15 protein-coding genes, 2 rRNA genes and 1 pseudogene are annotated in these 25,544 nt (G+C 43.1%); 5 read left to right on the top strand and 13 right to left on the bottom strand.

Annotated features, from left to right (window positions below; all coding sequences use genetic code 11):
• Positions 1 to 214 precede the first annotated feature (214 nt).
• On the top strand, positions 215 to 1,516 hold the full coding sequence (locus tag AC4CUZ_RS03915; protein ID WP_490747289.1) for a solute carrier family 23 protein: 1,302 nt from the start codon (positions 215 to 217) through the stop codon (positions 1,514 to 1,516).
• Between the two features lie 159 nt (positions 1,517 to 1,675).
• Entirely contained in the window at positions 1,676 to 2,581 is a 906-nt protein-coding gene (locus AC4CUZ_RS03910; protein WP_490747288.1) for a LysR family transcriptional regulator, read from the top strand.
• On the opposite strand, the gene AC4CUZ_RS03905 is transcribed toward AC4CUZ_RS03910, so the two are convergent.
• The 6 genes from AC4CUZ_RS03905 to ilvD (AC4CUZ_RS03880) form a co-directional block, all read right to left on the bottom strand.
• Positions 2,578 to 3,315, bottom strand: a complete 738-nt coding sequence (locus tag AC4CUZ_RS03905; protein WP_490747286.1) for a sulfite exporter TauE/SafE family protein — start codon at positions 3,313 to 3,315, stop codon at positions 2,578 to 2,580. The genes AC4CUZ_RS03910 and AC4CUZ_RS03905 overlap by 4 nt on opposite strands.
• 160 nt (positions 3,316 to 3,475) lie before the next feature.
• Entirely contained in the window at positions 3,476 to 5,578 is a 2,103-nt protein-coding gene (locus tag AC4CUZ_RS03900; protein WP_490747284.1) for a TonB-dependent siderophore receptor, read from the bottom strand.
• 142 nt (positions 5,579 to 5,720) lie between these two features.
• Positions 5,721 to 6,811, bottom strand: a protein-coding gene (locus AC4CUZ_RS03895; protein ID WP_085947913.1) for an IS4-like element ISAba1 family transposase whose coding sequence is annotated in 2 segments (ribosomal slippage) — positions 5,721 to 6,271 and positions 6,271 to 6,811 — 1,092 coding nt in all. Because the reading frame shifts where the segments join, the coding sequence is not laid out codon by codon here.
• 122 nt (positions 6,812 to 6,933) lie between these two features.
• On the bottom strand, positions 6,934 to 8,196 hold the full coding sequence (locus tag AC4CUZ_RS03890) for a hypothetical protein (RefSeq protein WP_490747282.1): 1,263 nt from the start codon (positions 8,194 to 8,196) through the stop codon (positions 6,934 to 6,936).
• A 71-nt stretch (positions 8,197 to 8,267) separates the two neighbouring features.
• The gene (ilvD, locus tag AC4CUZ_RS03885) at positions 8,268 to 9,953 is read right to left on the bottom strand and encodes a dihydroxy-acid dehydratase (RefSeq protein ID WP_490747280.1); all 1,686 of its coding nucleotides are present in this window, start codon (positions 9,951 to 9,953) and stop codon (positions 8,268 to 8,270) included.
• 368 nt (positions 9,954 to 10,321) lie between these two features.
• Positions 10,322 to 12,151 carry a dihydroxy-acid dehydratase gene (gene ilvD, locus AC4CUZ_RS03880; RefSeq protein WP_490747278.1) on the bottom strand — a complete coding sequence of 610 codons (1,830 nt, stop codon included), beginning with the start codon at positions 12,149 to 12,151 and terminating at the stop codon, positions 10,322 to 10,324.
• A 471-nt stretch (positions 12,152 to 12,622) separates the two neighbouring features.
• Here ilvD (AC4CUZ_RS03880) and fmt point away from each other — a divergent pair, with 471 nt between their 5' ends.
• From fmt to AC4CUZ_RS03865, 3 genes are all read left to right on the top strand, one after another.
• Positions 12,623 to 13,582, top strand: coding sequence for a methionyl-tRNA formyltransferase (gene fmt / locus AC4CUZ_RS03875; RefSeq protein ID WP_178896404.1), 960 nt, complete (start codon positions 12,623 to 12,625; stop codon positions 13,580 to 13,582).
• Positions 13,582 to 14,886 (top strand): 16S rRNA (cytosine(967)-C(5))-methyltransferase RsmB, encoded by a 1,305-nt coding sequence (gene rsmB, locus AC4CUZ_RS03870; protein ID WP_178896405.1) that lies wholly within the window; start codon positions 13,582 to 13,584, stop codon positions 14,884 to 14,886. The genes fmt and rsmB overlap by 1 nt, the downstream gene beginning before the upstream one ends.
• A 157-nt stretch (positions 14,887 to 15,043) precedes the next feature.
• Positions 15,044 to 15,745, top strand: a complete 702-nt coding sequence (locus tag AC4CUZ_RS03865) for an IS1 family transposase (RefSeq protein WP_004282344.1) — start codon at positions 15,044 to 15,046, stop codon at positions 15,743 to 15,745.
• A gap of 512 nt (positions 15,746 to 16,257) precedes the next feature.
• On the opposite strand, the pseudogene AC4CUZ_RS03860 reads toward AC4CUZ_RS03865, so the two are convergent.
• The 7 genes and pseudogenes from AC4CUZ_RS03860 to AC4CUZ_RS03830 form a co-directional block, all read right to left on the bottom strand.
• Positions 16,258 to 17,010 (bottom strand): annotated as a pseudogene (locus AC4CUZ_RS03860) (IS5-like element ISAha2 family transposase); the annotation flags it as partial.
• Between the two features lie 197 nt (positions 17,011 to 17,207).
• Positions 17,208 to 17,351 (bottom strand): methionine/alanine import family NSS transporter small subunit, encoded by a 144-nt coding sequence (locus AC4CUZ_RS03855; protein ID WP_004691882.1) that lies wholly within the window; start codon positions 17,349 to 17,351, stop codon positions 17,208 to 17,210.
• Positions 17,352 to 17,360: 9 nt separating this feature from the next.
• Positions 17,361 to 18,839: a sodium-dependent transporter gene (locus AC4CUZ_RS03850; protein ID WP_178929020.1), complete on the bottom strand. Its 1,479-nt coding sequence runs from the start codon at positions 18,837 to 18,839 to the stop codon at positions 17,361 to 17,363.
• A gap of 962 nt (positions 18,840 to 19,801) precedes the next feature.
• On the bottom strand, positions 19,802 to 20,365 hold the full coding sequence (locus AC4CUZ_RS03845; RefSeq protein WP_490747275.1) for a DUF4256 domain-containing protein: 564 nt from the start codon (positions 20,363 to 20,365) through the stop codon (positions 19,802 to 19,804).
• A 141-nt stretch (positions 20,366 to 20,506) separates the two neighbouring features.
• On the bottom strand, positions 20,507 to 21,865 hold the full coding sequence (locus AC4CUZ_RS03840; RefSeq protein ID WP_078425160.1) for an MFS transporter: 1,359 nt from the start codon (positions 21,863 to 21,865) through the stop codon (positions 20,507 to 20,509).
• Positions 21,866 to 22,234: 369 nt separating this feature from the next.
• Positions 22,235 to 22,349, bottom strand: a 5S ribosomal RNA gene (gene rrf / locus AC4CUZ_RS03835).
• Positions 22,350 to 22,524: 175 nt separating this feature from the next.
• A 23S ribosomal RNA gene (locus AC4CUZ_RS03830) occupies positions 22,525 to 25,418 on the bottom strand.
• Positions 25,419 to 25,544: the final 126 nt, after the last annotated feature.

Here is a 25,544-nt window from a genome sequence, read left to right as displayed (position 1 = left end):
CAATCCAATCATAAATATTTATGAATGAGCGATTGGCTAAATTTACCAATTAAACCTTGATTTATCATTATTTTTAAAAATAAAAAGTTTTACCATGCGGTAAAAAGTTCTGAAAAGTCATGAGATTAGTTTGAACAATTTTTTGTATCACTGATTAAATCTTCTAAAAAACAAGAGTATGATGTGCACAATTTATCTTTAGAGTGCTCAAAAAATGTCCAATTGGTTTCCCAAATGGCGCCCGTACGAAGGCAATATCGATGCACGTCCTGTTGGCACAAGTGAATACCTCCCTGCTTCACAAAGTGCAATTTTAGGTGTGCAGCATGCCTTTGCCATGTTTGGAGCAACGGTTCTTGCACCTTTCTTAATGGGCTTCGATCCCAACCTTGCTATTTTAATGTCCGGGATTTGTACCATCTTGTTCTTTATTATGACGGGTGGACGTGTTCCAAGTTATTTAGGTTCAAGTTTTGCCTTTATTGGGGTCGTGATTGCAGCAACGGGCTATACCGCATCGGGCACAGGCGCACTCAATCCAAATTTGGCCATGGCGGGCGGCGGTATTATTGCCTGCGGTGTGCTCTATACCTTGTTTGGTTTTATGGTCATGGCAACGGGCACCAAGTGGATTGAAAAACTGATGCCGCCTGTGGTGACAGGTGCTGTGGTGATGATTATTGGTCTCAACCTTGCCCCAGTGACGGTCAAAGGCGTTGCAGGCAATCCCTTCAATATGTGGATGGCACTGGTGACCGTGTTATGTATGGGTTCAATTGCAGTCTTTACCCGTGGTTTATTGCAACGTCTCTTATTATTAATTGGTTTGTTACTGTCTTACTTGGTCTATTTCATCGTGACCAATGTTATGGGCTATGGCACAGCGATTAATTTTACCCCGATTCAACAAGCCGCTTGGTTTGGTTTACCGACTTTCCATGCGCCTGAATTTAATGCCAATGCCATGATGATCATTGCACCAATTGCGTTAATTTTGGTGGCAGAAAACCTCGGTCATATTAAAGCCGTGAGTGCGATGACCGGTGAAAACCTTGATCCGCACATTGGTAAAGCGTTTGTTGCCGATGGTGTCGCAACGACATTAGCAGGCGGTGTCGGCGCACCAGGCATGACCACCTATGGTGAAAACATTGGAGTCATGGCAGTCACACGAGTTTACTCGACCATCATTTTTGCCATCGCAGGTGTGTTTGCCATTTTCTTGGGTCTGTCACCGAAATTTGGTGCCATCATCCATACCATTCCGACCGCGATTTTAACCGGTGCGTCGATTGTGGTGTTTGGTTTGATTACCATCGCGGGTGCAAAAATTTGGATTGAAAACAAAGTCGATTTTTCACAGAACAAAAACCTGATGGTCGCAGCAGTCACCATCATTTTAGGTACAGGTGATTTTGCCTTACAAATTGGCAACTTTAACTTGGGCGGTATTGGTACTGCTACGTTTGCAGCGTTGTTATTAAACTGGTTCTTCAGCTTAGGGCAAAAAGATTAATCTGCCTTATCTTTTGAGTGTTCATTGTTGATCGCAGCCTTCGGGCTGCTTTTTTTGCTCTGATATTCTGACTCCGCTTACACACACCGCTACGCTAAAGGATGTCTCAAAACACAAAAAGGACTAAGATAAAGCAACATTTTCCGCTTTGACCCTGCCATGCGCCTTGATTTTTTTGATCTGCAATTGTTTATCAATATCCTGAGTACAGGCAGTCTGACCAAGGGCGCAGAACGCTCCGCCATTTCTTTACAGGCCGCCAGTGAGCGAATTAAAAAATTAGAACACCATTTTGAAGTCAGTTTATTTACCCGCCATGCAACTGGGGTAAAAGCGACCCTTGCTGGACAAACCTTTGCGGAACATGCGCAGCACTTACTGCAACAACAGCAGCAATTACAACAAGCCATGCTGCCCTTTGCTCACAGTGCAACTAGCAACATTATATTGTGGTGCAACTCATCGGCGCAGAGTGAGTATTTACCTCATTTATTGCCGCAGTATTTAATGGAAAATCCGAAGATTCATATTGAATTAAAAGAAGCCGAAACCAATGACATCATTCAGGCCCTCAGTACAGGTACGGCGCAGTTGGGGCTGATCTCTGGTTTTTTTGATGCAGGGCAGCTTGAAACTCAAGAGTTTGCTGAAGACCCGTTGGTACTGATCTGCCCAAGCCAGCATCCACTTGCCACTGCGGCACAACTAGAACTGGGAGAATTACTGCAACATCCATTTGTGGGCCTCATGCAATATCACTCCTTACAACAGTCAATAGAAGCTCAAGCCAAACGCTTAGGCTGTGACATCCACTATCGTCTACGGGTGCCGAACTTTGCCGCGATTGCCCAAGTCGTTGCCAATGGCGTCGGCATTGCAATTATTCCCAAACGGGCAGCCCTGCGTTTAAAAGCACAGTATGATTTTCAGCAAATTGAACTCTTAGGCAAATGGGCCAACCGCAAGTTGCTATTAGCAGCACGGTGTTTTGATCAGCTCCCCGCAGATTATCAACGCTTTAGTCAATTCCTCTTGAACCAACATGACCAACTCATTGCGCATTAAAGCCAGCCCAGTTGATGTAAAACCATATAACTGCCAAATAAGACTAGGCCCACAAAGAACACCTTACGAAAGGCTTGCTCAGGGATGCGATAGCGAATTTTGGTGCCCAACCACATTCCGAGCAATGCAGGCAGCAGTGCGATCAACGACAGTTGATAGTCAATTGGAGTGTCTTCAACAGGATTTAGATGTAAATACACGGCCAAACACAAAGTTGAAACGGTAAAGGCAAGGCCGAGTGATTGTACCAAATCATCCCGTTTCAAATGCAAGGACTGCAAATACGGCACCACGGGGATCACCACCACCCCTGTCGCCACCGTCAAAGCACCGCCCAAATAGCCCATGATCGGTGATAAATATTTTTCATACGGGGCTAAGTTGGGCATGTTTTTGGCAAACAAACCATATAGACCATAAATGGCCAGCATCCCGCCCAACAGCGCTTCACTTTGAAATTCGCCATGTCCAAGTGTAGGAAAAATACTCCAAACTGAACCAATGATCATGCCCACCAGCAACGGCCAAAAGCGTTGTACCAATCGCAGTACACGTCCTTCTGCAAACAATTGCCAGAAGTTCGTGACCATGGAAGGGATAATCAGCAAAGTTGCCGCTTGAAATGGACTAATCACCAAAGATAAAAGTCCCATCGACACGGCGGGCAAACCCAGACCAATGGTACCCTTAATCATGCCTGCGACAGCAAAAACAAAAATAACAAAAGCAAGCATGACGCTTCTCTCCAAACACTTAGCGCCATGCTATAAAATTTAAATCTGGGCTCATATCACTGTTTTTAGAAGTAAGCCTCAATCAAAGATTGAGGCTTACTGGAAAGAATGGTCTGGACTCAACTTTTATTGATTTAGGTATGATGTAGCGTGGTTTCGCTTAGTATTTAAAATTTAAGCTGAAGCGGAAAGTACGTGGATCGCCCCAATTCACCAATTGCGCATTTGGCGTGGTGCCGACTAAATACTCTTTATCAAACAGGTTTTTTACACTGAACTTTGCGCCCCAATTTTTAGCTTCATAGCCAGCACTGACGTCATAAAGCGTATAGCTCGATAGTGGCACATAATCAGTCCCACGTTGTGCTGTACGCTCGCCTTGATAATTCGCACTGGCACCAATATTCCAGCCCAATTGCTCATCTGCAAAGAAGTACTGGGTTGATAAAGAGGCGGCATTTTTAGGCACATGGTTAATTCGCTTGCCAATATCGCTGCTGGTTTCACTTTCAGTAATTTTTGCAGTTGGAATATAACTATAGGTTGCGGTCAAGTTCCATTGATCCGTCAATGCAGCGGATAATTCCGTTTCAAAACCTTTGGTCTTTTGCTCACCAATTTGTACGTGATGAGTATTTGTTGAATCTGGCTCTGTGACATTCTGACGGGTTAAATCATAATAAGCCACATAGCCTTGCAGCCGTTGATTCAGCCCTTGGAACTTAACCCCAACCTCAAACTGCTCTCCCTCTTCAGGGTCCAATAGTGTTCCGCCAGCGCCAGTGTCGCTCACAGGAAAGAATGAGGTTGCATAACCCACATAGGGCGCGAACTTATCATTGATTTGATACATCAAGGACGCATTACCCGTAAAAGCATTATCTGAATTTTTGGTCGTTGTATTCGTTAAAATATTATCAATTTCAACTTGCGTCCAGTCATGACGACCCGATAAGCCCAAGATCCAATGATCATCAATTTTAAAATTATTACGTAGATACACACCCATATATTGGGTATCTGTAATTTGGTGAGCAATCGTTGCTGTCGCTTTTTCTATCGGGGTGTAGATCGGATTATCCGCATCAAATGGCGACAAATTGCGACGACGGCGCTCATAGTCACTGCGCTCATGCATCATGTCCAAACCAATCATCAAATCATATTGGGTTTTGCCCCAATCAAAATGACGCGACAAATTATGATCCAGCGCAAAATTCACATCATCTTTAATCTGTCTTTCCACCGTCCGTTTGAAGGTTGGTAAAGAAGCGCCACTAGCTGCCAATACAGGATTGTTATCTGCATCGGTTTTGGTGACTGCAAAATTTTGCTTAAAGGTCCAGCCATTATCAAAATAATGCGCATAGTTCGACCCTAAGCGCAGAACATCGACCGTATTGCTTAGATTCGGCGCGCCAAAAAATAAGGTCTGTGAATAGTTTTTATAAGCGCCATTGCTATAGGGAATCCCCTGCTGGCGAATAAAATCCCGATGCTGATAGCTGGCAATCACAGACAATTCGTCTTTTTCACCTAAGTCAAAATTATAAGACGGTGCAATATAATAATTTTTATAATAAACATAATCGGTTGGATCATCTTGGTCAGAGGCATGACCCACCACACGAAACGCCCCTTTTTCGCTATCATTTGGCGCATAGTTGATATCAAATGTGCCATCCACAAAGGCATTGCTGCCATAGCTCACACTGCCCCGAGAAAAAGTTTCAGCTTCAGGACGTTTGGTGGTTAAGTTAACTAAGCCGCCCGGCAAGGCAAAGCCAAAACCAGTCGATGTCGGCCCTTTGACAACCTCAATTGACTGTAAACCACTGATGTCTTCTGAACGTAGGGCATTATCAGAAGTTTGAATACGCAAGCCATCGACATAGGTCTGTGCGCTGGAAACCTGACCACGAATAATAAAGTCATCCCAACCACGGCGACCATACTGTCCTGCGGTGACCCCCGCTACCCCCTGCAAGGCTTCAGACAGTGTTTTCGCTTGTTTCTGTTCGAGTTGTTTTTCACTAATCACGCTGATCGATTGTGCGGTTTCAAAAAGTGGGGCATCTGAACGCAAAACAGCTGATGCTGTTTTTGCTGCATATGCCGCTTTGTCATCAGCACCTTGGGCTTCAAATTGCAAAGTCGGTAAAACTTGGGATGATGCTGTTTCTTGTGTCTCGCCCTGAGCAAACGCTGCTGTAGTCATCACGGCCAGAATGGATAAACTCAAAGAAGAAATATGAAAACGCATAACATCGATCAATAGATAGAAAGAATGCCAATTATAATCATTTTCATTTGTAAGCCTATTTATTAATAAAATTTAACAATGAATTTAATTGTTAAACCTCATTAACATTATTAATAAGCACTTTCTCTGTACACGACAAATTTCACAGAACCCTTATCCTATCAGGATTCTGCCTTCTTAAAATTGCCAAAATTTCCTTAAACTCTTCTTTTTTCCCAAAACCAATTAAACGCTGAATCGCCATTTGAACATAGTCTAAACCATAGCGAAATAAACTCATTGAGAGTCGTCCATGCTTCTTTATTTTTATCGCTTTTTTTTGATCATGTTGCCATTCACCCGTTAAGTAACACCAACAGAAGCTTATAGCTAACACCGCAATCAATTTTTTCACTCGTCTAGGGTCTGTCAAGCGCGTATTTTCAAGATTAAACCCGCGTCCTTTGAGACAACTGAATAAGGTTTCAATTTCCCAGCGTAATGCATAATCCTGAATAGCATTGGCATTAAACTGAGGAGAAACGACGAGTAAAAGCTCTCCATTTTCTAACTGTAGTGCACTTATATATAGTTTCACCCGACCAACCAAAATCCGTCGTTTACGACATTCAATTTGACCAACTTTAAGATGGCGAAATAAATCACTAATTTTATGATTCTTTCCTAAATGATTGGTGACAATGAAGTTTTTTTAACACGAATGCAGAAGTTGATGTCTTGTTCAATTAACCATGTAAACCACTGCTCACCGATAAACTCTCTGTCTGCGAACACATTCACAATACGGTCTTTACCAAAAATGGCTATAAAGCGTTGAATCAAAGCAATACGCTCTTTCGTATCTGAATTTCCACGTTTATTAAGCAATGTCCAAAGGATAGGTATCGCTATTCCACGATAAACGATTGCGAGCATCAGGATATTAATATTTCGTTTTCCCCATTTCCAATTGGTTCTATCTAAAGTCAGTTGCACTTGGTCGAATGAAAACATATTGAAAATCAACTGAGAAATTTGACGATAATCAAAATACTGACCTGCAAAGAAGCGCTGCATACGTCGATAAAATGATTGTGGTAAGCACTTGATGGGCAAGGCTTTAGATGCAGAAGAAAGATTACATGTTTGCTTTAAAATAATCACAAGCATGATGAGCGCAAAGCACTTTAAATGTGACTTGTTCCATTTTAGAGATTTGTTTAAGATAAGATATAACTCATTGAGATGTGTCATAGTATTCGTCGTTAGAAAACAATTATTGTGACATTATTTCAATGAGTTATCTATTTTTGTCGTGTACAGAGAAGCACTTTAATAACTCAGCCTTCGCTTTCATCCACAGGGTCGGTTTTATATTAATCTTCCAGCACATTACTGAAAATACTTTCAATCATCCAGACGCGATACAGACTATTAAAGACATAGCTCTGCCCATCCACACGCAGTTCAATCACAGGGAAATCAGGCTGGGATTTCATTTCACAGAGCATGTCATTTTCTTGAAGCTTGGCTTCCACATCTTCGGTGATCAATGCTGTGATTTCCAATTCTTGCATCAGTTGATCAAAGTGCGATTTAAAGGATAAATCTTTGCCTTGGGTCCAAACGGCTTTCAAAATCCGATACATGGCATCAACGCGCTGCTCTTCAGGCACGCTATAAAATAACTGTGCCATTGCCAAAGTGGCTGCTTGCGTCGGACGGCAAAACGGTGTGAATTTGATTTCTGTCCGTTTGGATAAACGCGTTGCCAAACTCCAATCAAACCCATCTCGACCGTGATAACTGAGCGGGTAGACATTGAGCTGAATATTATAATAATCGGCCAGTTCTTCTTTAATATAAGCCAATAACAACCATGAAATTGGATCTTCCAACGCAACGTATAGGTCTAACTCTGGATCGAGCGCCTGAATTTCATTTAACTCTTCAGCATCACTAATCAAATGCTCACGCCAATCAATATGATTGATCAAGAAAATTGGGTTATCGGTAAATAATTTTTGTTGTTTTAACCGGCGCGTTAAACGCAGCAGATCATCGACGGCATGATACTGACGGTCACCGAGCTGGAAGTAACTGGCCAGTACCGCATCATCATTAAAAATACGTTCTGGAAAATGTTGCTCTTGATGATGACGGCTGGCCATCGCATATAAGGTGCGCAGCTTACCTTCTTGTTTTTGCCACAGCATGTGAAATACGTCTTCCAGCAAATACAAAAAGTCCTGCCCTCGCAGCGGCGTATGCCGCAAGATGGTTTCCGCTTGGCTCAGCGCCTCAGGACTGGGTTGTTCTGGCGTTTCATGAAAGCTAAAACGATGTTGACGCGACAGAATTTTGGCATCATTTAAACAATAAGTTTGCCACTCCAAAGCCGACATTTGATTCGGGGGGGCAGCAGCCTGACTGGAAATGACCACCTTCAATGGTTTCAGTTCGTCCGCTAAAATTTCTTCAATTTGTGGTAACTGCTGAACCGCTAAATAGCTATATACATCGTCGAGGCGTAAATGAATACTCAAGCCTTGTTCAGTAGATACGACCGTTTGACGAATCGGTTTTTGGTAAAACCAACGCGATCGAATCGGATCGAACCATCGACGCAACAGTGACATGAGCAAAGCCTCTAAATTAAACCCTTGAAAGTACTACAAGGGTTTATATCAATTCACAGCAAAATGATCAATTAGACATCTAAATTTAGATCAGTTACCGCGCCTTTTTCCGCACCAGTGGTCAGTTTTGCAAACTTGGCCAAAGCCCCATAACGATAATTCGGTTGCGGTTTCACCCACGCGGCTTGACGCGCTGCGATCTCTTCTGCCGAAACATGCCATGTCATTTCGCGAGTTTCTGCATCAATCGAGATTTTATCGCCATTTTGCACTAAACCAATTGGCCCCCCTTCATAGGCTTCTGGGGTCACATGACCAATGACAAAGCCATGACTGCCACCAGAAAAACGACCATCGGTGATTAAAGCCACAGATTTACCCAAACCTTTACCAATAATCGCTGAAGTCGGTTTCAGCATTTCTGGCATACCCGGCCCACCTTTAGGCCCTTCACCACGAATCACCACTACCTCACCTGCTTGAACTTCGCCATCTAAAATGCCACGCATTGCGCCGATTTCACCTTCAAAGACACGTGCTGGCCCTTCAAAGTAAAGGCCTTCTTTGCCGGTAATTTTAGCTACAGCACCTGTTGGAGATAGGTTACCCTTGAGCACCACCAAGTGAGAGTCTTTTTTAATTGGCGCGTCGAACGGTAAAATAATCTGCTGACCTTCTGGATAGTCTTCAACCTCTGCCAAATTTTCCGCCAAAGTCTTTCCAGTGACCGTTAAACATGAACCATCCAGCATGCCAGCATCCAGCATGCGCTTCATCAGCGGTTGAATACCCCCAATCGCAATCAGCTCAGACATCAAATATTTGCCAGATGGGCGCACATCAGCCACCACGGGAATATCTTGCCCGATACGGACAAAATCATCCAAACTCAGTTCAACTCCAGCGGTATGTGCCATCGCCAGTAAGTGCAGCACACCATTGGTCGAACCACCCAAGGCAATCAGCACTTTAATTGAGTTTTCAAATGCAGCTTTGGTCATAATGTCGCGCGGCTTTAGGTCTAAGCGCAGCAAATTCATCACCGCTTCACCTGCTTTTTGACAGTCGATCCGCTTGTCATCCGAAACCGCCTCTTGTGCAGAGGAGCCCGGCAAACTCATGCCCAAAGCTTCAATCGCAGAAGCCATCGAGTTTGCAGTGTACATGCCACCACATGAACCCGGCCCCGGCAACGCCACTTCTTCAATCTGTTTGACCTGAATGGCACTGATTTCACCTTTGGCGTGCTGACCCACAGCTTCAAAGACAGAAATCATGTCGGTATGCCCTGCGCCCGGCTTAATTGTACCGCCATAGACAAACAACCCCGGACGGTTTAAACGGGCCAAGCCCATGATGCAACCCGGCATGTTTTTGTCACAGCCACCAATCGCGATCACCCCATCATAGGCTTGGCATCCCACCACCGCTTCTATCGAATCCGCAATAATTTCACGGCTCAACAAAGAATACTTCATACCTTCGGTGCCGTTAGAAATACCATCTGAAATGGTGATGGTATTAAAAATAATACCTTTACCACCTGCTTGATTGACCCCTTTTTCGGCCTCACGTGCCAGTTCATTAATATGCATATTACACGGCGTGACATTGGCCCACGTCGAAGCAATACCGACAAAGGGACGAGTAAAGTCTGAATCTTTAAAGCCTGTGGCACGCATCATGGAACGTGCGGGTGCATTTTCAATTCCTTCATAAACAGGAGCTGAATGTTCGCGGATATTGTCTTTACTCATTGTATTTGTCCTTAGCGATGGCTGCGTATTGCTCTACAGTCTGGGCAATTTTTTCTGTTTTTATTGTATAGAAAGCAGGCTAGACATGAAAGCGACTCGCTGGGTATTACATGAACCCATTTATTGTGGTTCTACCCAAATCAGGTCAAATGATGAAGCGACATGGATGTCGCTGTTTCACTGTATGGTAGGGACGCCATATCAGGGGAACAAAGGCATTTTGTTACTTTTGTGCCGTCAAAAGTAAAACCTCGTCTACGTAATGACAGTGCAAACCATACTGTAAAATGCGATGTACTATTTTCATCAATCAATAAAAAAGCACCCCAAATGGAGTGCTTTTTTTTTACTCAGTCAAAGACTACAGCTTAAATTTCACGTACCGCACCTTTAGAGGCACTGGTGGTATGCATCGCATAGGCTTTTAAAGCTTTAGAGACTTTACGTGGACGCTGTTCAGCAGGTTGCCAGCCTTTGGCTTCTTGTGCTTCACGGCGCGCAGCCATGGTTGCTTCATCCACCGCTAAGTGAATACTACGGTTTGGAATATCGATTTCGATACGGTCACCATCTTCCACCAAACCAATTGCACCGCCTTCAGCTGCTTCTGGAGACACGTGACCAATGGATAGACCTGATGAACCGCCCGAGAAACGACCATCGGTGAGTAAAGCGCAATCTTTACCAAGCCCTTTCGATTTTAAGTAACTGGTTGGATACAACATTTCTTGCATACCCGGACCACCACGTGGGCCTTCGTAGCGAATCACCACCACATCGCCAACGGTAATTTTTCCGCCTAGAATCGCTTCTACCGCAGCATCTTGGCTTTCAAACACACGTGCCGTGCCGTTGAATTTCAAGATGGAATCATCTACACCCGCAGTTTTTACAATACAGCCTTCAAGCGCAATGTTGCCGTACAGCACAGCCAAACCACCATCTTGAGAGAAAGCATGTTCAGCATTACGAATGACGCCATTGTTACGATCACCATCTAATCGTGAGTAGTAACGGTCTTGTGAAAATGCAGTTTGCGTCGGTACACCGCCCGGTGCTGAACGGAAGAATTGATACACGTCTTCGTCTTCAGTACGGATGATGTCCCACTTGTCCAAAGCATCTTTTAAGGTTTTTTCATGCACAGTTGGCACAGACGTATCCAACAACCCTGCACGATCCAATTCACCCAAGATCGACATGATGCCACCTGCACGGTGTATATCTTCCATGTGCACGTCTTGTTTTGCAGGGGCAACTTTACACAGCACAGGCACTTTACGTGACAAACGGTCAATGTCGGTCATGGTAAAGTCAACTTCAGCTTCATGTGCCGCTGCCAACAAGTGTAGAACGGTATTGGTTGAACCACCCATTGAAATATCCAGCGTCATAGCATTTTCAAAGGCTGCTTTGGTGGCAATTGAACGCGGCAACAAGCTGTAATCGTTTTGTTCGTAATGGCGTTTGGTAATTTCAACGATCAATTGACCCGCTTTTTCGAATAATTTTTTACGATTGGCATGGGTTGCTAAAGTTGAACCATTGCCCGGAAGCGATAGGCCCAAAGCTTCGGTTAAACAGTTCATTGAATTTGCAGTAAACATGCCTGAACATGAACCACAGGTTGGACAAGCTGAACGTTCGTATTCAGCCACTTCTTCATCAGTGAAGCTGTCATCTGCTGCGACAATCATGGCATCAACCAGGTCAATCGCGTGTTCATTACCACGGATTTTCACTTTACCCGCTTCCATCGGCCCGCCAGAGACAAACACCACTGGAATATTCAAGCGCATAGACGCCATCAACATGCCCGGGGTAATTTTGTCACAGTTTGAAATACAGACCATCGCATCAGCACAGTGCGCATTGACCATGTATTCCACTGAGTCAGCGATGAGGTCACGTGAAGGCAATGAATACAGCATGCCATCGTGTCCCATCGCGATCCCATCATCGACCGCAATGGTATTAAATTCTTTAGCTACGCCACCTGCTTTCTCAATTTGACGTGCCACAAGTTGACCTAAGTCTTTTAAATGAACGTGACCCGGTACAAATTGAGTGAATGAGTTGACTACCGCAATAATCGGCTTACCAAAGTCTTCGTCTTTCATCCCCGTTGCGCGCCATAAGCCACGCGCACCCGCCATGTTTCTTCCGTGTGTTGATGTTTTTGAACGATAGTCAGGCATTGTACTTTTCCAACATAGTTGTGCTTGAGATGAATGTCCACATTCACTCTGGCTAAAATCTGAGTTCTGAGAGTGTCAAACTGTCAAAAATTTAAACATAACATATTCACATTCTGCGTAAATCTTGTTTTTAGGTATCTCGACCTAAAATACGGACGGCAGTATATTTGCGCGCTACATTTTAACCGATGAGCTGACATTCAATTGCATATGGAAACTACTATAACCCGTTCAATCGCCTTGCAATACAAAACTTCTATGAATAATTTTTAAATTTTGCATGAGTTTTATTTATATGAATTACAAATTTTGAGCGATATGCTATCAAGGATCCTTGCGCTATTTTTTGAATAAAACTCTCGCACATCATTCAGTTAGAACTGCTCTATCGGCTTTTTATGCAGGATAAATCTGTAGCTGCTCGAGTTTTGCTATAATTGTTTTAATCTTCTCCTTTTTTCCGAGTATTTCTTGAAAATCATCTTTGCAGGCACGCCCGAATTCGCGGCTGTGGCATTAGACGCTCTCCTAAAAACAGAACATGAAATTGTAGCCGTCTATACGCAACCTGACCGTAAAGCAGGTCGTGGGCAGAAACTTACCGCTTCGGCCGTGAAGCAGTTGGCTTTAGCACATGATATTCCTGTGTATCAACCGCTGCATTTTAAGTCCTCAACTGAAGAAGGTCTGGCTGCTCAAGCTGAACTCAAAGCCTTAAATGCAGATGTGATGGTGGTGGCTGCTTATGGCCTTATTTTGCCGCAAGTGGTTTTGGATACGCCTAAATATGGCTGTTTGAACATTCACGGTTCACTGTTGCCCCGCTGGCGGGGTGCAGCGCCTATTCAACGCGCAATTTCTACTGGAGATACCGAAACCGGGGTCACCATTATGAAAATGGCGGCTGGCTTGGATACGGGCGATATGATGTATAAAACCTACTGTCCGATTGAAGCTACCGATACCTCTGCAAGCTTGCATGATAAATTGGCACAACAAGGGGCTGAAGCGACGGTCAAAGTGTTAGCCTCTGAAAGCACATTGCAGCACTATTTAGACAACCGCGAAGTGCAAGATGAAGCTTTGACACTCTATGCACACAAACTCTCTAAGGCTGAAGCGCAAATTGATTGGACTTCAACAGCGGTGCAAATTGACCGTAATATTCGCGCATTTAACCCATGGCCTGTCGCATTTATCGCACTGGATGAAAGCAATAATCTGCGCGTTTGGGGTTCGATGTTGTCTCAAGAAAATGCCCAAGCTCAAGCTGCAGGGACCATTTTAGCCATCGATAAACAAGGTGTTCATGTGGCTTGTGGCGATGAACAAGCAGTGTGTTTAAGCTCTCTGCAATGGCCTGGTGGTAAACCCCTAAATGCCGTACAAATTTTACAAACCCAAAAACTAAATATTGGACAAATTTTATAATGAAACAATCTCCCCACGCCTCAGGTAAGACTCTAAACTTACGTGCTCAGGTTGTTAAAACGTTATTGGCTGTCCAAAATGGTCAATCACTGGCATCGGTACTTCAGCAACACATGGCGATTGTGTCTGACAAAGACCGTGCCTTGTACCATGAATTAGTTCTTGGCTGTTTACGCCAATGGCATGCGCTTAAACAAGTGACTTTACCGTTGTTGACTAAGCCACTGGAAAACCAAGTCGTTGAAACTTGTTTATATGTGGGTTTATACCAATTGCTGTGTACCCGCGTTGCAGCGCATGCCGCGATTTCTGAAACGGTAGAAGCAGCCAAACAATTGGGTATGGAAAGCTTAAGCGGTGTGGTGAATGCTATTTTGCGCCGTGCAACACGTGAAACTGAGCAGTTCTATGATGTTCTGGAACAAGCCTCAAATTTGCCAAGTTGGTTATCCAAACGTTTGAAAAAGGACTGGGGCGAGCAACTGGCTGAAATTAGCTACGAGCTGAAACAAGTTGCGCCCTTAACCTTGCGCGTCAACACCTTACAAGTTAGCCGTGACGAATATCTTGAAATTTTAGAAGATGAAGGCATTGAAGCACACGCGTGTGAACTTTCAAATGTTGGCATTGTGCTGGATGACAGTCTTCATATCCCAAGCCTGCCGGGTTTTGAGGTGGGTGGTTTTTCAGTACAAGATGAACATGCGCAACTCTGTGCAACCTTGTTGCCCGACTTAAATGGCAAATTCGTAATTGATGCCTGTGCAGCACCTGGCGGCAAGACAGCGCATATTTTAGAGATGTATCAGCCAAAAAAACTGATTGTACTCGACCAAGATGAAAAACGCTTAAAACGTGTGTCTGAAAACTTAGAGCGTTTGGCTTTAAGCGAAGAGCCTGTGGAAATTATCACTGCCGATGCGGTGAAGTGGACATCACCTGAACTTGCAGATTGTATCGTTCTCGATGCACCCTGTTCTGCCATTGGAGTAATCCGTCGCCATCCCGATATTCGTTTACTGCGTCAGTCGGGCGATATTGCTAAAACAGTACAACTCCAAAAGCAAATTCTTGAAAATATGTGGCAACAACTTAAAGTCGGCGGCACATTGCTATACATCACCTGCTCGATTTTGAAAGCCGAAAATGAACAGCAAATGGTCGACTTCTTTGTTGAACATACGGATGCGAAAGAAATTAAAATTGATGCCGATTGGGGGCTTGAGCAGATTCATGGTCGCCAACTACTCCCTCAAGTAGGGCGTGGCGATGGTTTTTATTATTGTCGCATTGAAAAGATTTAAAAATTAAAGGAGCTGAAAAGCTCCTTTTTTAATCGAGAACTGGTATGGGTCCAAATTTTCCTAAACTTATACTTTGAAGTGATGCAGTAAGTATTTTTGGTGGTGTATCAAAAAGTATGCTAAAAAAAAGCAGGTTGAATTTTGATAAAATAGAGAAATGCAAATAACTCTAGAAATCAAATGTCCAACCTGCCTCAGTGACAGTATAAAGAAAAATGGCATCAAAGTAGATGGGAAACAAAACTACCAATGCAAAGACTGCAAACGTCAGTTTATTGGTGACCATGCTCTGAGCTATCTAGGATGTAATTCTGGCATTACTCGTAAAATATTACAGTTAATGGTCAGAGGCAGCGGTATACGAGATATCGCTGAAGTTGAGCGCATTAGTATCGGTAAAGTCTTACGGACTTTAACTGAATCGGCCTATCAAATTCAGCCTAAACAAAGTCATTATGAATCTCTCGAAGTAGATGAATTCTGGACTTTTGTTGGAAATAAAAATAATAAACAATGGCTTATTTACGCCTACCATCGAGAAACAGGTGAGATTGTTGCTTATGTTTGGGGTAAGAGAGATTTAGCTACAGTCCAAAGGTTGAAGACAAAGCTTAAACAATTAGGTATTCACTACACCCGAATTGCAAGTGATCATTGGGACAGTTTCATCACTGCTTTTAAAAACTGCAAGCAAAGTATTGGTAAGTTTTTTACTGTAGGAATTGAAGGTAATAATTGCAAAATAAGGCATCGAATAAGGCGTGGTTTTAGAAGAAGTTGCAATTTCTCCAAAAAGCTTGAAAACCATTTTAAAGCCTTCGACTTAACCTTCTTTTACATCAATAATGGCTTCATTTAATGTCAGCATACTTTTTAAAACACCACCGGCTGGTTTAATTGACTAAAAGAGATTTTATTATTATTCAGGAATCGCCAAACAGCCTGTGTAGTTGAGAAACTCGACTTTTGGGTAGAGGCCAGGTCTTTGATTGCGGGAGCAAGTGAAGCAAGAGGATTCATATTGAGTTTTACAAGGCTGTTATAACGTTTGACAAGACGCTGATCCAGACCAGAGATGTTAAATTGAAGAGCATGCTCTTCAATTTAACGCAAAGCTCGGAAATTGTGTAGATACCTATGGGCTAAACCCCGAGGTTTTACGCTCCAATGGATAAGTGAAGTTCTATCTATGACTGAAAAATTACCCAATTTTAAATTTGAGATATTATAAGTGCCCTCAGCATTATTTAAACCCGATACCAAGATCCGGACTTTTTGTAATCGCAAGCCACGCGTATCACTGGTACCAGAATAGAGGGGCTTTGTTGCACAAAGATTTAAAAGATAACACTCTGCTCATTTGAACAGAATTCAAGTGACAACTTGGGTATGAGGACGACCTAATTCTGTAAATTTGTTCAATACGGCTATGCGTGCATGAATCTCATTCACCTGACTAGAAAAACTCCTTGCTGTTAATTTATCACCTAATAGTTTGATGCAATGCATCTTGGTTTCAACTAAACTTCGACGATGATAACCAGACCATTTTTTCCAAAGCGTTCTTCCTAAACGTTTAACTGTTTTCAGTAACTCATTCCGCTCTAAAGATCTCAATTTCTGATCTTTCCATGGTTTTGCATTTTTTCTTGGCGGAATGAGCGCATGTGCATCTCGATCTAGAATGACTTGTCTGCAGTGCTTCGTGTCATAAGCACCATCGGTATAGACCGAATCAATTCGTTCATCTAAGGGAATTTGAGCAAGTAAATCACCGAGTACTTGCGAATCGCTCACATTATTTGTAGTAAGCTGTACTGCACGTATTTGCAAGGTTTCAGCATCGATGCCAATATGAAGCTTACGCCATTGGCGACGATATTCAGGTCCATGTTTCTTACGTTTCCACTCACCTTCACCTAGAAACTTTAAGCCAGTTGAGTCGACGAGTAGATGTAGCCCATCACTACTTTTTTGATAGCTAATCGCAATATCAATATGTTTTTGTCTTCGACAAAGCGTACTGTAATCTGGTGCGGTCCAATTTAATCCACAAAGTTTAATCAGACTTTGAACAAAACCTGTGACCATGCGTAAAGAGAGTCTAAATAAAGATTTGATCATTTTGAAATTATAGGACTGAATAAACCTTATAGGCTAGGTTTGTGCAACAAAGCCGGTCAGTGCTACAGCTCTCTTAAAGCCGTCTAATTCTTACTTAAACCTGTTAAAAGTCCATAAAAAACCGAGTGACATTCACTCGGTTTTTTATCATTCACTGATTACAAATGAAATCAATGAATTGCCTTTTTCATCCAGTATTACAACGTATGCTGGTCTTTCACTTCTTCAAGAACATCATCGAGCTCTTCTGGATTTTTCATCAAGTGAAGAATAGACAATACAAGTCCACCCCAAACAAACAACATTGAAATCACCATCATTACGATTGCTGAAGTATTCATTTTTTTCTCCTAGCGATCTTTAACTTTGCTGAGTACGATTGCGAGGACAGCACAGAAAATCACACTGCCCCAACCAAATAGCCCTTGCAGACTCATGCTATAGGTATCGTAACCATTTTTCACCAAATTAAATAACGTCATGCTCAACGTCGTTAATAACACGAGTGAAGTAATCACGGTCAAGGTAAATGCCCAACCCTTACCGAGTTGAATTGTGGAAATACGGTTTACGTGATCACGCAACTCAATCAATGCTGAACGCTTAAACCAAGTAATACAAAGAATAGAAACAAGCGCGCCACCCACAATGCCAATGTTATTGATAAAGTGATCCACGATATCTACCAATTTAATCGCATTCACACTTGAGAATAAGATCACTGAAACCAGTGCACTACCACCACCAATAATGGTAACTGCTTTTTTACGGCTCCATTTTAACTTATCCTGCATTGCTGCAATCGGCACTTCCAAGATACTGACCATGGAAGAAATACCGGCAACAAATAATGATGAGAAGAACAATAGACCGAATAAATCAGCACCTGCACCAAGACTTGAAATGATTTTCGGGAAAGCAATAAATGCCAAACCGATACCACCACTCACCACATCTTGAACTTCTTTGCCTGCGGCATGCGCCATAAAGCCCAATGCAGCAAAAATACCAATACCCGCCAAGATTTCAGTTGAAGCATTGGCAAAACCAACGATTAAACCTGAGCCTGTCAAATTGGTCTTTGGCTTTAAGTAAGATGCATAAGTCACCATGATCCCGAAACCCACAGAAAGCGAGAAGAAGGTATGACCATACGCCGCCAGCCACACTTTATAGTCCATCATCGCAGACCAGTTCGGCGTAAAGAATGCATTTAAGCCTTCTGCTGCACCTGGTAAACGAAGTGATTGCACCACTAAAATGGTGAATAAAATGAATAGCAAAGGCATGAAAATCTTATTCGATAATTCAACACCTTTTTTAACCCCGCCAAACAGAATAATTAAGGTCAGTGCCCAAATTCCCACGATTGGCCAAAATAAATGGCTTACAAACTGTAAATCGAAACCTGTTGCTTTCGAAGTTTGTAAGTAGGTATTAAAGAAGAAACTTTCAGGGTCACTGCCCCAAGTCTGACCAATCGAGAAGTAAACATAGCTTCCCGCCCACGTCAGTACGCTGGCATAGTACAAACCAATGATGATACACACACAGACTTGCCACCAACCCAGCGTTTCACCGCCTTTAAACAAAGCCCGATAGGCTTTAGGTGGTGACCCCGAACTACGATGTCCCGTTGCATAATCTAAAAATAACAGAGGTAAACCAGCGGTAATTAACGCCAATAAATAAGGAATAAGAAAGGCACCGCCACCATTTTCATAAGCAACATAAGGGAAACGCCAAATATTACCTAAACCTACAGCCGAACCTACAGCTGCAATAATAAAACCAGATCGTGATGTCCAGTTTTCACGAGTTCCTGACATAAAACACCTAAACCTAGGTCCCTTTTAATTGCTTTTTATTTGGTTATCTCGCAATAGAAAAGAACCATTTAATATTAATCTTGAGTGTTTGATTTAGCTTCGACCTTTTGGGTGCAAGGTTCTAAATGACAAACAGAGGAGTTTTCACAAAACCTTGGTTAAAGTGTGCCGATTAAACTTCCCTTTTATATGGTTCAACAATACTCACTTTTATAAAAATATTCTGTAATTTCTGCTTCAAATATTCCATTTTTATAATGTGTGCTGATTCAACCGTTCAATTAATCAGCTTATTTATTGTACAAAATTAGTTATAAATTAACAAACTTTTTGGAATGATTTATTGCGCCTATTTTCCTTCATAAAATTTCAAGATCCTGCATCGATACTCAACCTACTAAAAAAATCAATCTAAAAGACGCTAAAGCTATCAATCTCCTGCATAAAAACATTACTTTTCACATTTTTATTCAAATATTCACTCCATCTAGAAAGATTGATCATCTTTCTGATGAACATCACATGCATAAATACGGCTTTTTAATCTTGTTCTGTATTTACAGCGCAGTCATATTTTCAACTGCGCTATATCAGTGATGCTCTATATTTAAAAGAGAACCATCAAAACCAGTCATTGCGTAGAACATCATCAGTTTCACTAGATCAATCCAGCATTCATCAGACTATTTAAAAGATGCTGATCTAAAGCACTAAGCAAAAATTATAAGCCATTCACTTTTGTCAGCTTAGGCTTACAAATAGCGTGGTTAAAATGCTGTATGAACAACAGCCATCGCCATGTATATTTAAATCATCAGGAAACAGGACGTTTCCCAAACTTAAAACAACAATAATCAGTTTGAGCATCAGGATGTGAGATATGACAGAAGTTGTATCTAAACACTGAAATACAAAGAAACCTCGACAGGATGTCGGGGTTTCTTTTTATCTCTATTCCACAGTTAAAGCTGAATATAAGTCCGAAATCCTCGACTCGCATAGTACGAAGCAGCGCCATTATGATAGGTAAACGTACGACCATAGCGCTGATCACAAAAAATTGCCCCGCCTTGCTGACGTAATTCAGCTAGAGTCTCAACCCAACTGGATGTTTTCAAGTCAAAATTAAAGATCTGCTGTAAAAGATAATACTGTTGTTCCGTCACTAAGCTTAAGCCATACGCCTGTACCCAATCGAGCACTGTATTTTCAGGCGGATGATCCTTGCGACTCAATAGTGCCTCTCGGTCATAACACATGCTCCGTCGCCCCTTCGGTGACTCAATCGAACAATCAAAAAAATACACATCTTGTGTATTCGGTAAAACCACGACATCAGGCTCACCTCTACTCATTTCCATTTGTTGTAAGACGTATAATTTTTCCGGAGACTGAAAAAGTTTTTCTCGGACAAATGCCCAACTAATTTGCATATGACGTTCAGTGTACTGCTGAAAACGCTGTTCTAGGATGTTGAATAAACGTTCACTTTGCTCAGGTTCGAGTTTTTTCTGCTGCTTAATCATTGTTATTGTACTGCCCTATTTAAAGCTGCCTTTAGCATAGCACTCTCCTTCAAACACGATCAAATACCATCCAACGGTACATCTATTTTGAAAAAAATAAAGGCCCTCACAACGAGAGCCTTTTATTTATTTAAGATTTAACTAAGAAGATGCTTTGATTGAACTTGAAACTTTCACCTGAGTTTTAACTGCTTCTTCAGCACTATTTAAACGGATAAAAGAAACTGCTATCGCAGCAAGTACCGCAGGAATTGCCACAGCAATAAAATTCAACTTATGTGGTAATTCCATGCCCAACAATACACCAATGACAATTGGACCCACGATTGCACCCACACGGCCAATTCCTGATGCCCAACCCAACCCAGTTGAACGAACAGCCAATGGATAATATTGCGCCACATAGCTATATAGTAAAATACTACAACCGATTGAAGCAGCTCCTGCAAGTGCAACCAATAAATAAATTACAGGTTGTGGTGAATTAAAGCCTAAACCCACCAATGCAAATGCCCCGACAGTCAACATGCTAATAATGACAGGTTTCAAGTGGAAACGATCCGCAAGCACACCACCACCAGCAGTGCCAATCACCGCACCAATGTTCAAGGAAAGGAGGAACATTAAACTGCTGCCCATCGAATAACCCGCAGCCATCATCAGTTTTGGTAACCAGCTTCCTAGGGCATAAACCATCAATAAGCACATGAAGAAGCAGCACCAAAATAAAACTGTACCCATACCACGGCCATTTTTAAACAAGGCAGCGACAGATGCATCAGGGACTTTCGCTTCGTTCAGCACTAGAACAGTATCTGAAGTTACAGTCTCTTCAGGTACCAGACGTTGAATAATGCTGCGTGCCTTTTCTGTTTGCTGGTCTTTCACTAAAAAAGTGACTGATTCAGGTAAGAATTTCCATAAAATTGGAATAAATAGTAATGGAATACCCGCAATGAAAAACATGATCTTCCAGCCGAAGGTCGGTGTAAACGCAACACCTAGCAGTGCTGCCATAATCCCGCCCATCGCATAGCCACTAAACATCGCGGTCACCAAGGTGCTACGAAACTTCTGCGGCGCATATTCCGAAGTTAAAGCGACCAAGTTCGGTAATACACCACCAATTCCAAGACCCGCAATAAAGCGTAAAATACCAAATTCAGTCGGGTTTGATGCGAAGCCACCCGCAAAAGTGAATCCACTGAACAACGTAACACAGATAATAATGACTTTTTTACGGCCAATTTTATCAGCCAGCATTCCAAATAACATTGCACCAAACATCATGCCTGCTAAGGCAGTACTGGCTAACATTCCCGCTTGAACGGCCGTCATGCCCCACTCTTTCATTAAAAGCGGTAAAGCCACACCGTTAATTGCTAAATCATAACCGTCAAACAAGACGACGAATAAGCACCACAAAACAACCGTTAAATGAAAAGGCTTAAACTTAGCCTGATCGATTACAGCATTTACATTCATTCTTGTCGCTGTCATTTTTCCCTCACCTCCAATTGTGAGCTTTATTATAAAAAATGAATTAAAATTCACTTTTACATAAAATGAATCATAATTCAGTTTTTGTCTATAAATAAAACGATTGAAACGGCTTTTTTTGAAAAAATTAGACTAAAGTTGTATGAAAATGACGAAAAATAATTTGCACTACATCAAATTCTTTGATAAATAATAGATGTTTCACATAATTTTAATTTATATAAATGTATTTTTGTATAATTTAGCGTGTATTCTCCGCTCTAATTCTCTTCTTTCCCACTTAATATTTCGCTTTTTCTTTATTATTTAATATTTTCATCATAAAAAAATCCCCCTCTGCTTTAAGCGGAGGGGGATTTAGAATTAATGAGCTGGCGATGACTTACTCTCACATGGATAACTCCACACTACCATCAGCGCTAAGAGGTTTCACTTCTGAGTTCGGGAAGGGATCAGGTGGTTCACTCTTGCTATTGTCGCCAGCACAACTGTTTATGACTATTCGTTGGGTCTAACCTCAGAGCAGTGCTCTTCGTGCCTAACTTTCATCAAATGAGTTATTAACAGGTATATTTGAGTTGGATATTGTATCTAGCTTTATAACTAAATCAAGTTGTTTGCAGTGATTTGAACCACAACACCAACTGTTTGGGTGTTGTATAGTCAAGCCTCACGAGCAATTAGTATTGGTCAGCTTCACATATCACTATGCTTCCACATCCAACCTATCAACGTCGTAGTCTTCAACGGCTCTTTAGAGGACATAAAGTCCTAGGGAAATCTTATCTTGAGGTAGGCTTCCCGCTTAGATGCTTTCAGCGGTTATCCCTTCCGAACATAGCTACCCGGCGATGCGACTGGCGTCACAACCGGTACACCAGAGGTTCGTCCACTCTGGTCCTCTCGTACTAGGAGCAGATCCTCTCAAATTTCCAACGCCCACGGTAGATAGGGACCGAACTGTCTCACGACGTTCTAAACCCAGCTCGCGTACCTCTTTAAATGGCGAACAGCCATACCCTTGGGACCTGCTTCAGCCCCAGGATGAGATGAGCCGACATCGAGGTGCCAAACACCGCCGTCGATATGAACTCTTGGGCGGTATCAGCCTGTTATCCCCAGAGTACCTTTTATCCGTTGAGCGATGGCCCTTCCATACAGAACCACCGGATCACTAAGACCTACTTTCGTACCTGCTCGACTTGTGGGTCTCGCAGTTAAGCGCGCTTTTGCCTTTATACTCTACGCGTGATTTCCGACCACGCTGAGCGCACCTTCGTACTCCTCCGTTACTCTTTAGGAGGAGACCGCCCCAGTCAAACTACCCACCAGACATGGTCCTCGTCCCGGATAACGGGACAGAGTTAGAACCTCAATATTACCAGGGTGGTATTTCAAGATTGGCTCCACCGAAACTAGCGTCTCGGTTTCAAAGCCTCCCACCTATCCTACACAAGTAAGATCAAAGTTCAATGTCAAGCTGCAGTAAAGGTTCACGGGGTCTTTCCGTCTAGCCGCGGGTACACCGCATCTTCACGGCGAATTCGATTTCACTGAGTCTCTGCTGGAGACAGCGCCCCCATCATTATGCCATTCGTGCAGGTCGGAACTTACCCGACAAGGAATTTCGCTACCTTAGGACCGTTATAGTTACGGCCGCCGTTTACTGGGGCTTCGATCAAGAGCTTCGCTTACGCTAACCCCATCAATTAACCTTCCAGCACCGGGCAGGCATCACACCCTATACGTCCACTTTCGTGTTTGCAGAGTGCTATGTTTTTAATAAACAGTTGCAGGGGCCTGGTTTCTGTGGCTGCCAATAGCTCAAGGAGTAAATCCTATCACCGTCGGCAGCGTACCTTCTCCCGAAGTTACGGTACCATTTTGCCTAGTTCCTTCAGCAGAGTTCTCTCAAGCGCTTTGGTCTACTCGACCTGACCACCTGTGTCGGTTTCGGGTACGATTCCTATGTAACTGAAGCTTAGAGACTTTTCCTGGAAGCATGGTATCAGCCACTTCACTGTACAAGTACAGCTTGCTATCAGTTCTCAGCATACAGTACCCCGGATTTGCCTAAGATACATGCCTACAACCTTCCACCTGGACAACCAACGCCAGGCTGACTTAACCTTCTCCGTCCTCTCATCGCATTACATAGAAGTATTGGAATATTAACCAATTTCCCATCGACTACGCCTCTCGGCCTCGCCTTAGGGGTCGACTCACCCAGCCCCGATTAACGTTGGACTGGAACCCTTGGTCTTTCAGCGTGCGAGTTTTTCACTCGCATTGTCGTTACTCACGTCAGCATTCGCACTTCTGATACCTCCAGCATACTTCTCAATACACCTTCATCGGCTTACAGAACGCTCCCCTACCACTTGCAATAAATTGCAAATCCGCAGCTTCGGCATATAGTTTTAGCCCCGTTACATCTTCCGCGCAGGCCGACTCGACTAGTGAGCTATTACGCTTTCTTTAAAGGGTGGCTGCTTCTAAGCCAACCTCCTAGCTGTCTATGCCTTCCCACATCGTTTCCCACTTAACTATAATTTTGGGGCCTTAGCTGGCGGTCTGGATTGTTTTCCTCTTGACTACGGACGTTAGCACCCGCAGTCTGTCTCCCGGATAGTACTCATTGGTATTCGGAGTTTGCATCGGTTTGGTAAGTCGGGATGACCCCCTAGCCGAAACAGTGCTCTACCCCCAATGGTATTCGTCCGAGGCGCTACCTAAATAGCTTTCGGGGAGAACCAGCTATCACCGAGTTTGATTAGCCTTTCACCCCTATCCACAAGTCATCCCCTGGCTTTTCAACGACAGTGGGTTCGGTCCTCCAGTTAGTGTTACCCAACCTTCAACCTGCTCATGGATAGATCACCCGGTTTCGGGTCTACACCCAGCAACTAAACGCCCTATTAAGACTCGATTTCTCTACGGCTCCCCTATGCGGTTAACCTTGCTACTGAATGTAAGTCGCTGACCCATTATACAAAAGGTACGCAGTCACCGAACATGTCGGCTCCCACTGCTTGTATGCATGCGGTTTCAGGATCTATTTCACTCCCCTCACAGGGGTTCTTTTCGCCTTTCCCTCACGGTACTGGTTCACTATCGGTCAGTCAGGAGTATTTAGCCTTGGAGGATGGTCCCCCCATATTCAGACAAGGTTTCACGTGCCCCGCCCTACTCGACATCATCATATAAGCCCTTTCGTGTACAGGACTATCACCCACTATGGTTGCACTTCCCAGAGCATTCCACTAGAACTTATATGACTTAATGGGCTTTTCCCCGTTCGCTCGCCGCTACTGAGGGAATCTCAATTGATTTCTTTTCCTAAGGGTACTGAGATGTTTCACTTCCCCTCGTTCGCCTCGTATGACTATGTATTCATCATACGATACCTGCCTTATGACAGGTGGGTTTCCCCATTCAGAAATCTCCGGATCACAGGATATTTGCCGCCTCCCCGGAGCTTATCGCAGGCTATTACGTCTTTCATCGCCTCTGACTGCCAAGGCATCCACCACATGCACTTAATTACTTGACTATACAACCCCAAACAGTCGTTAATCCCTACAAGTAGGATTAAGACAGTCTATGATGATTTCTCATCACTTCCTTACAGTTTGTTGCTCTGTGTACTTAAACACTGTACAGCTTCAATTCAATTCAC

The sequence above is a fragment of the Acinetobacter sp. 789_lipA genome (genome assembly GCF_058242845.1).
Note: the sequence above shows the minus strand (reverse complement) of the source record. Positions and strands in the feature narration are given on the sequence as shown.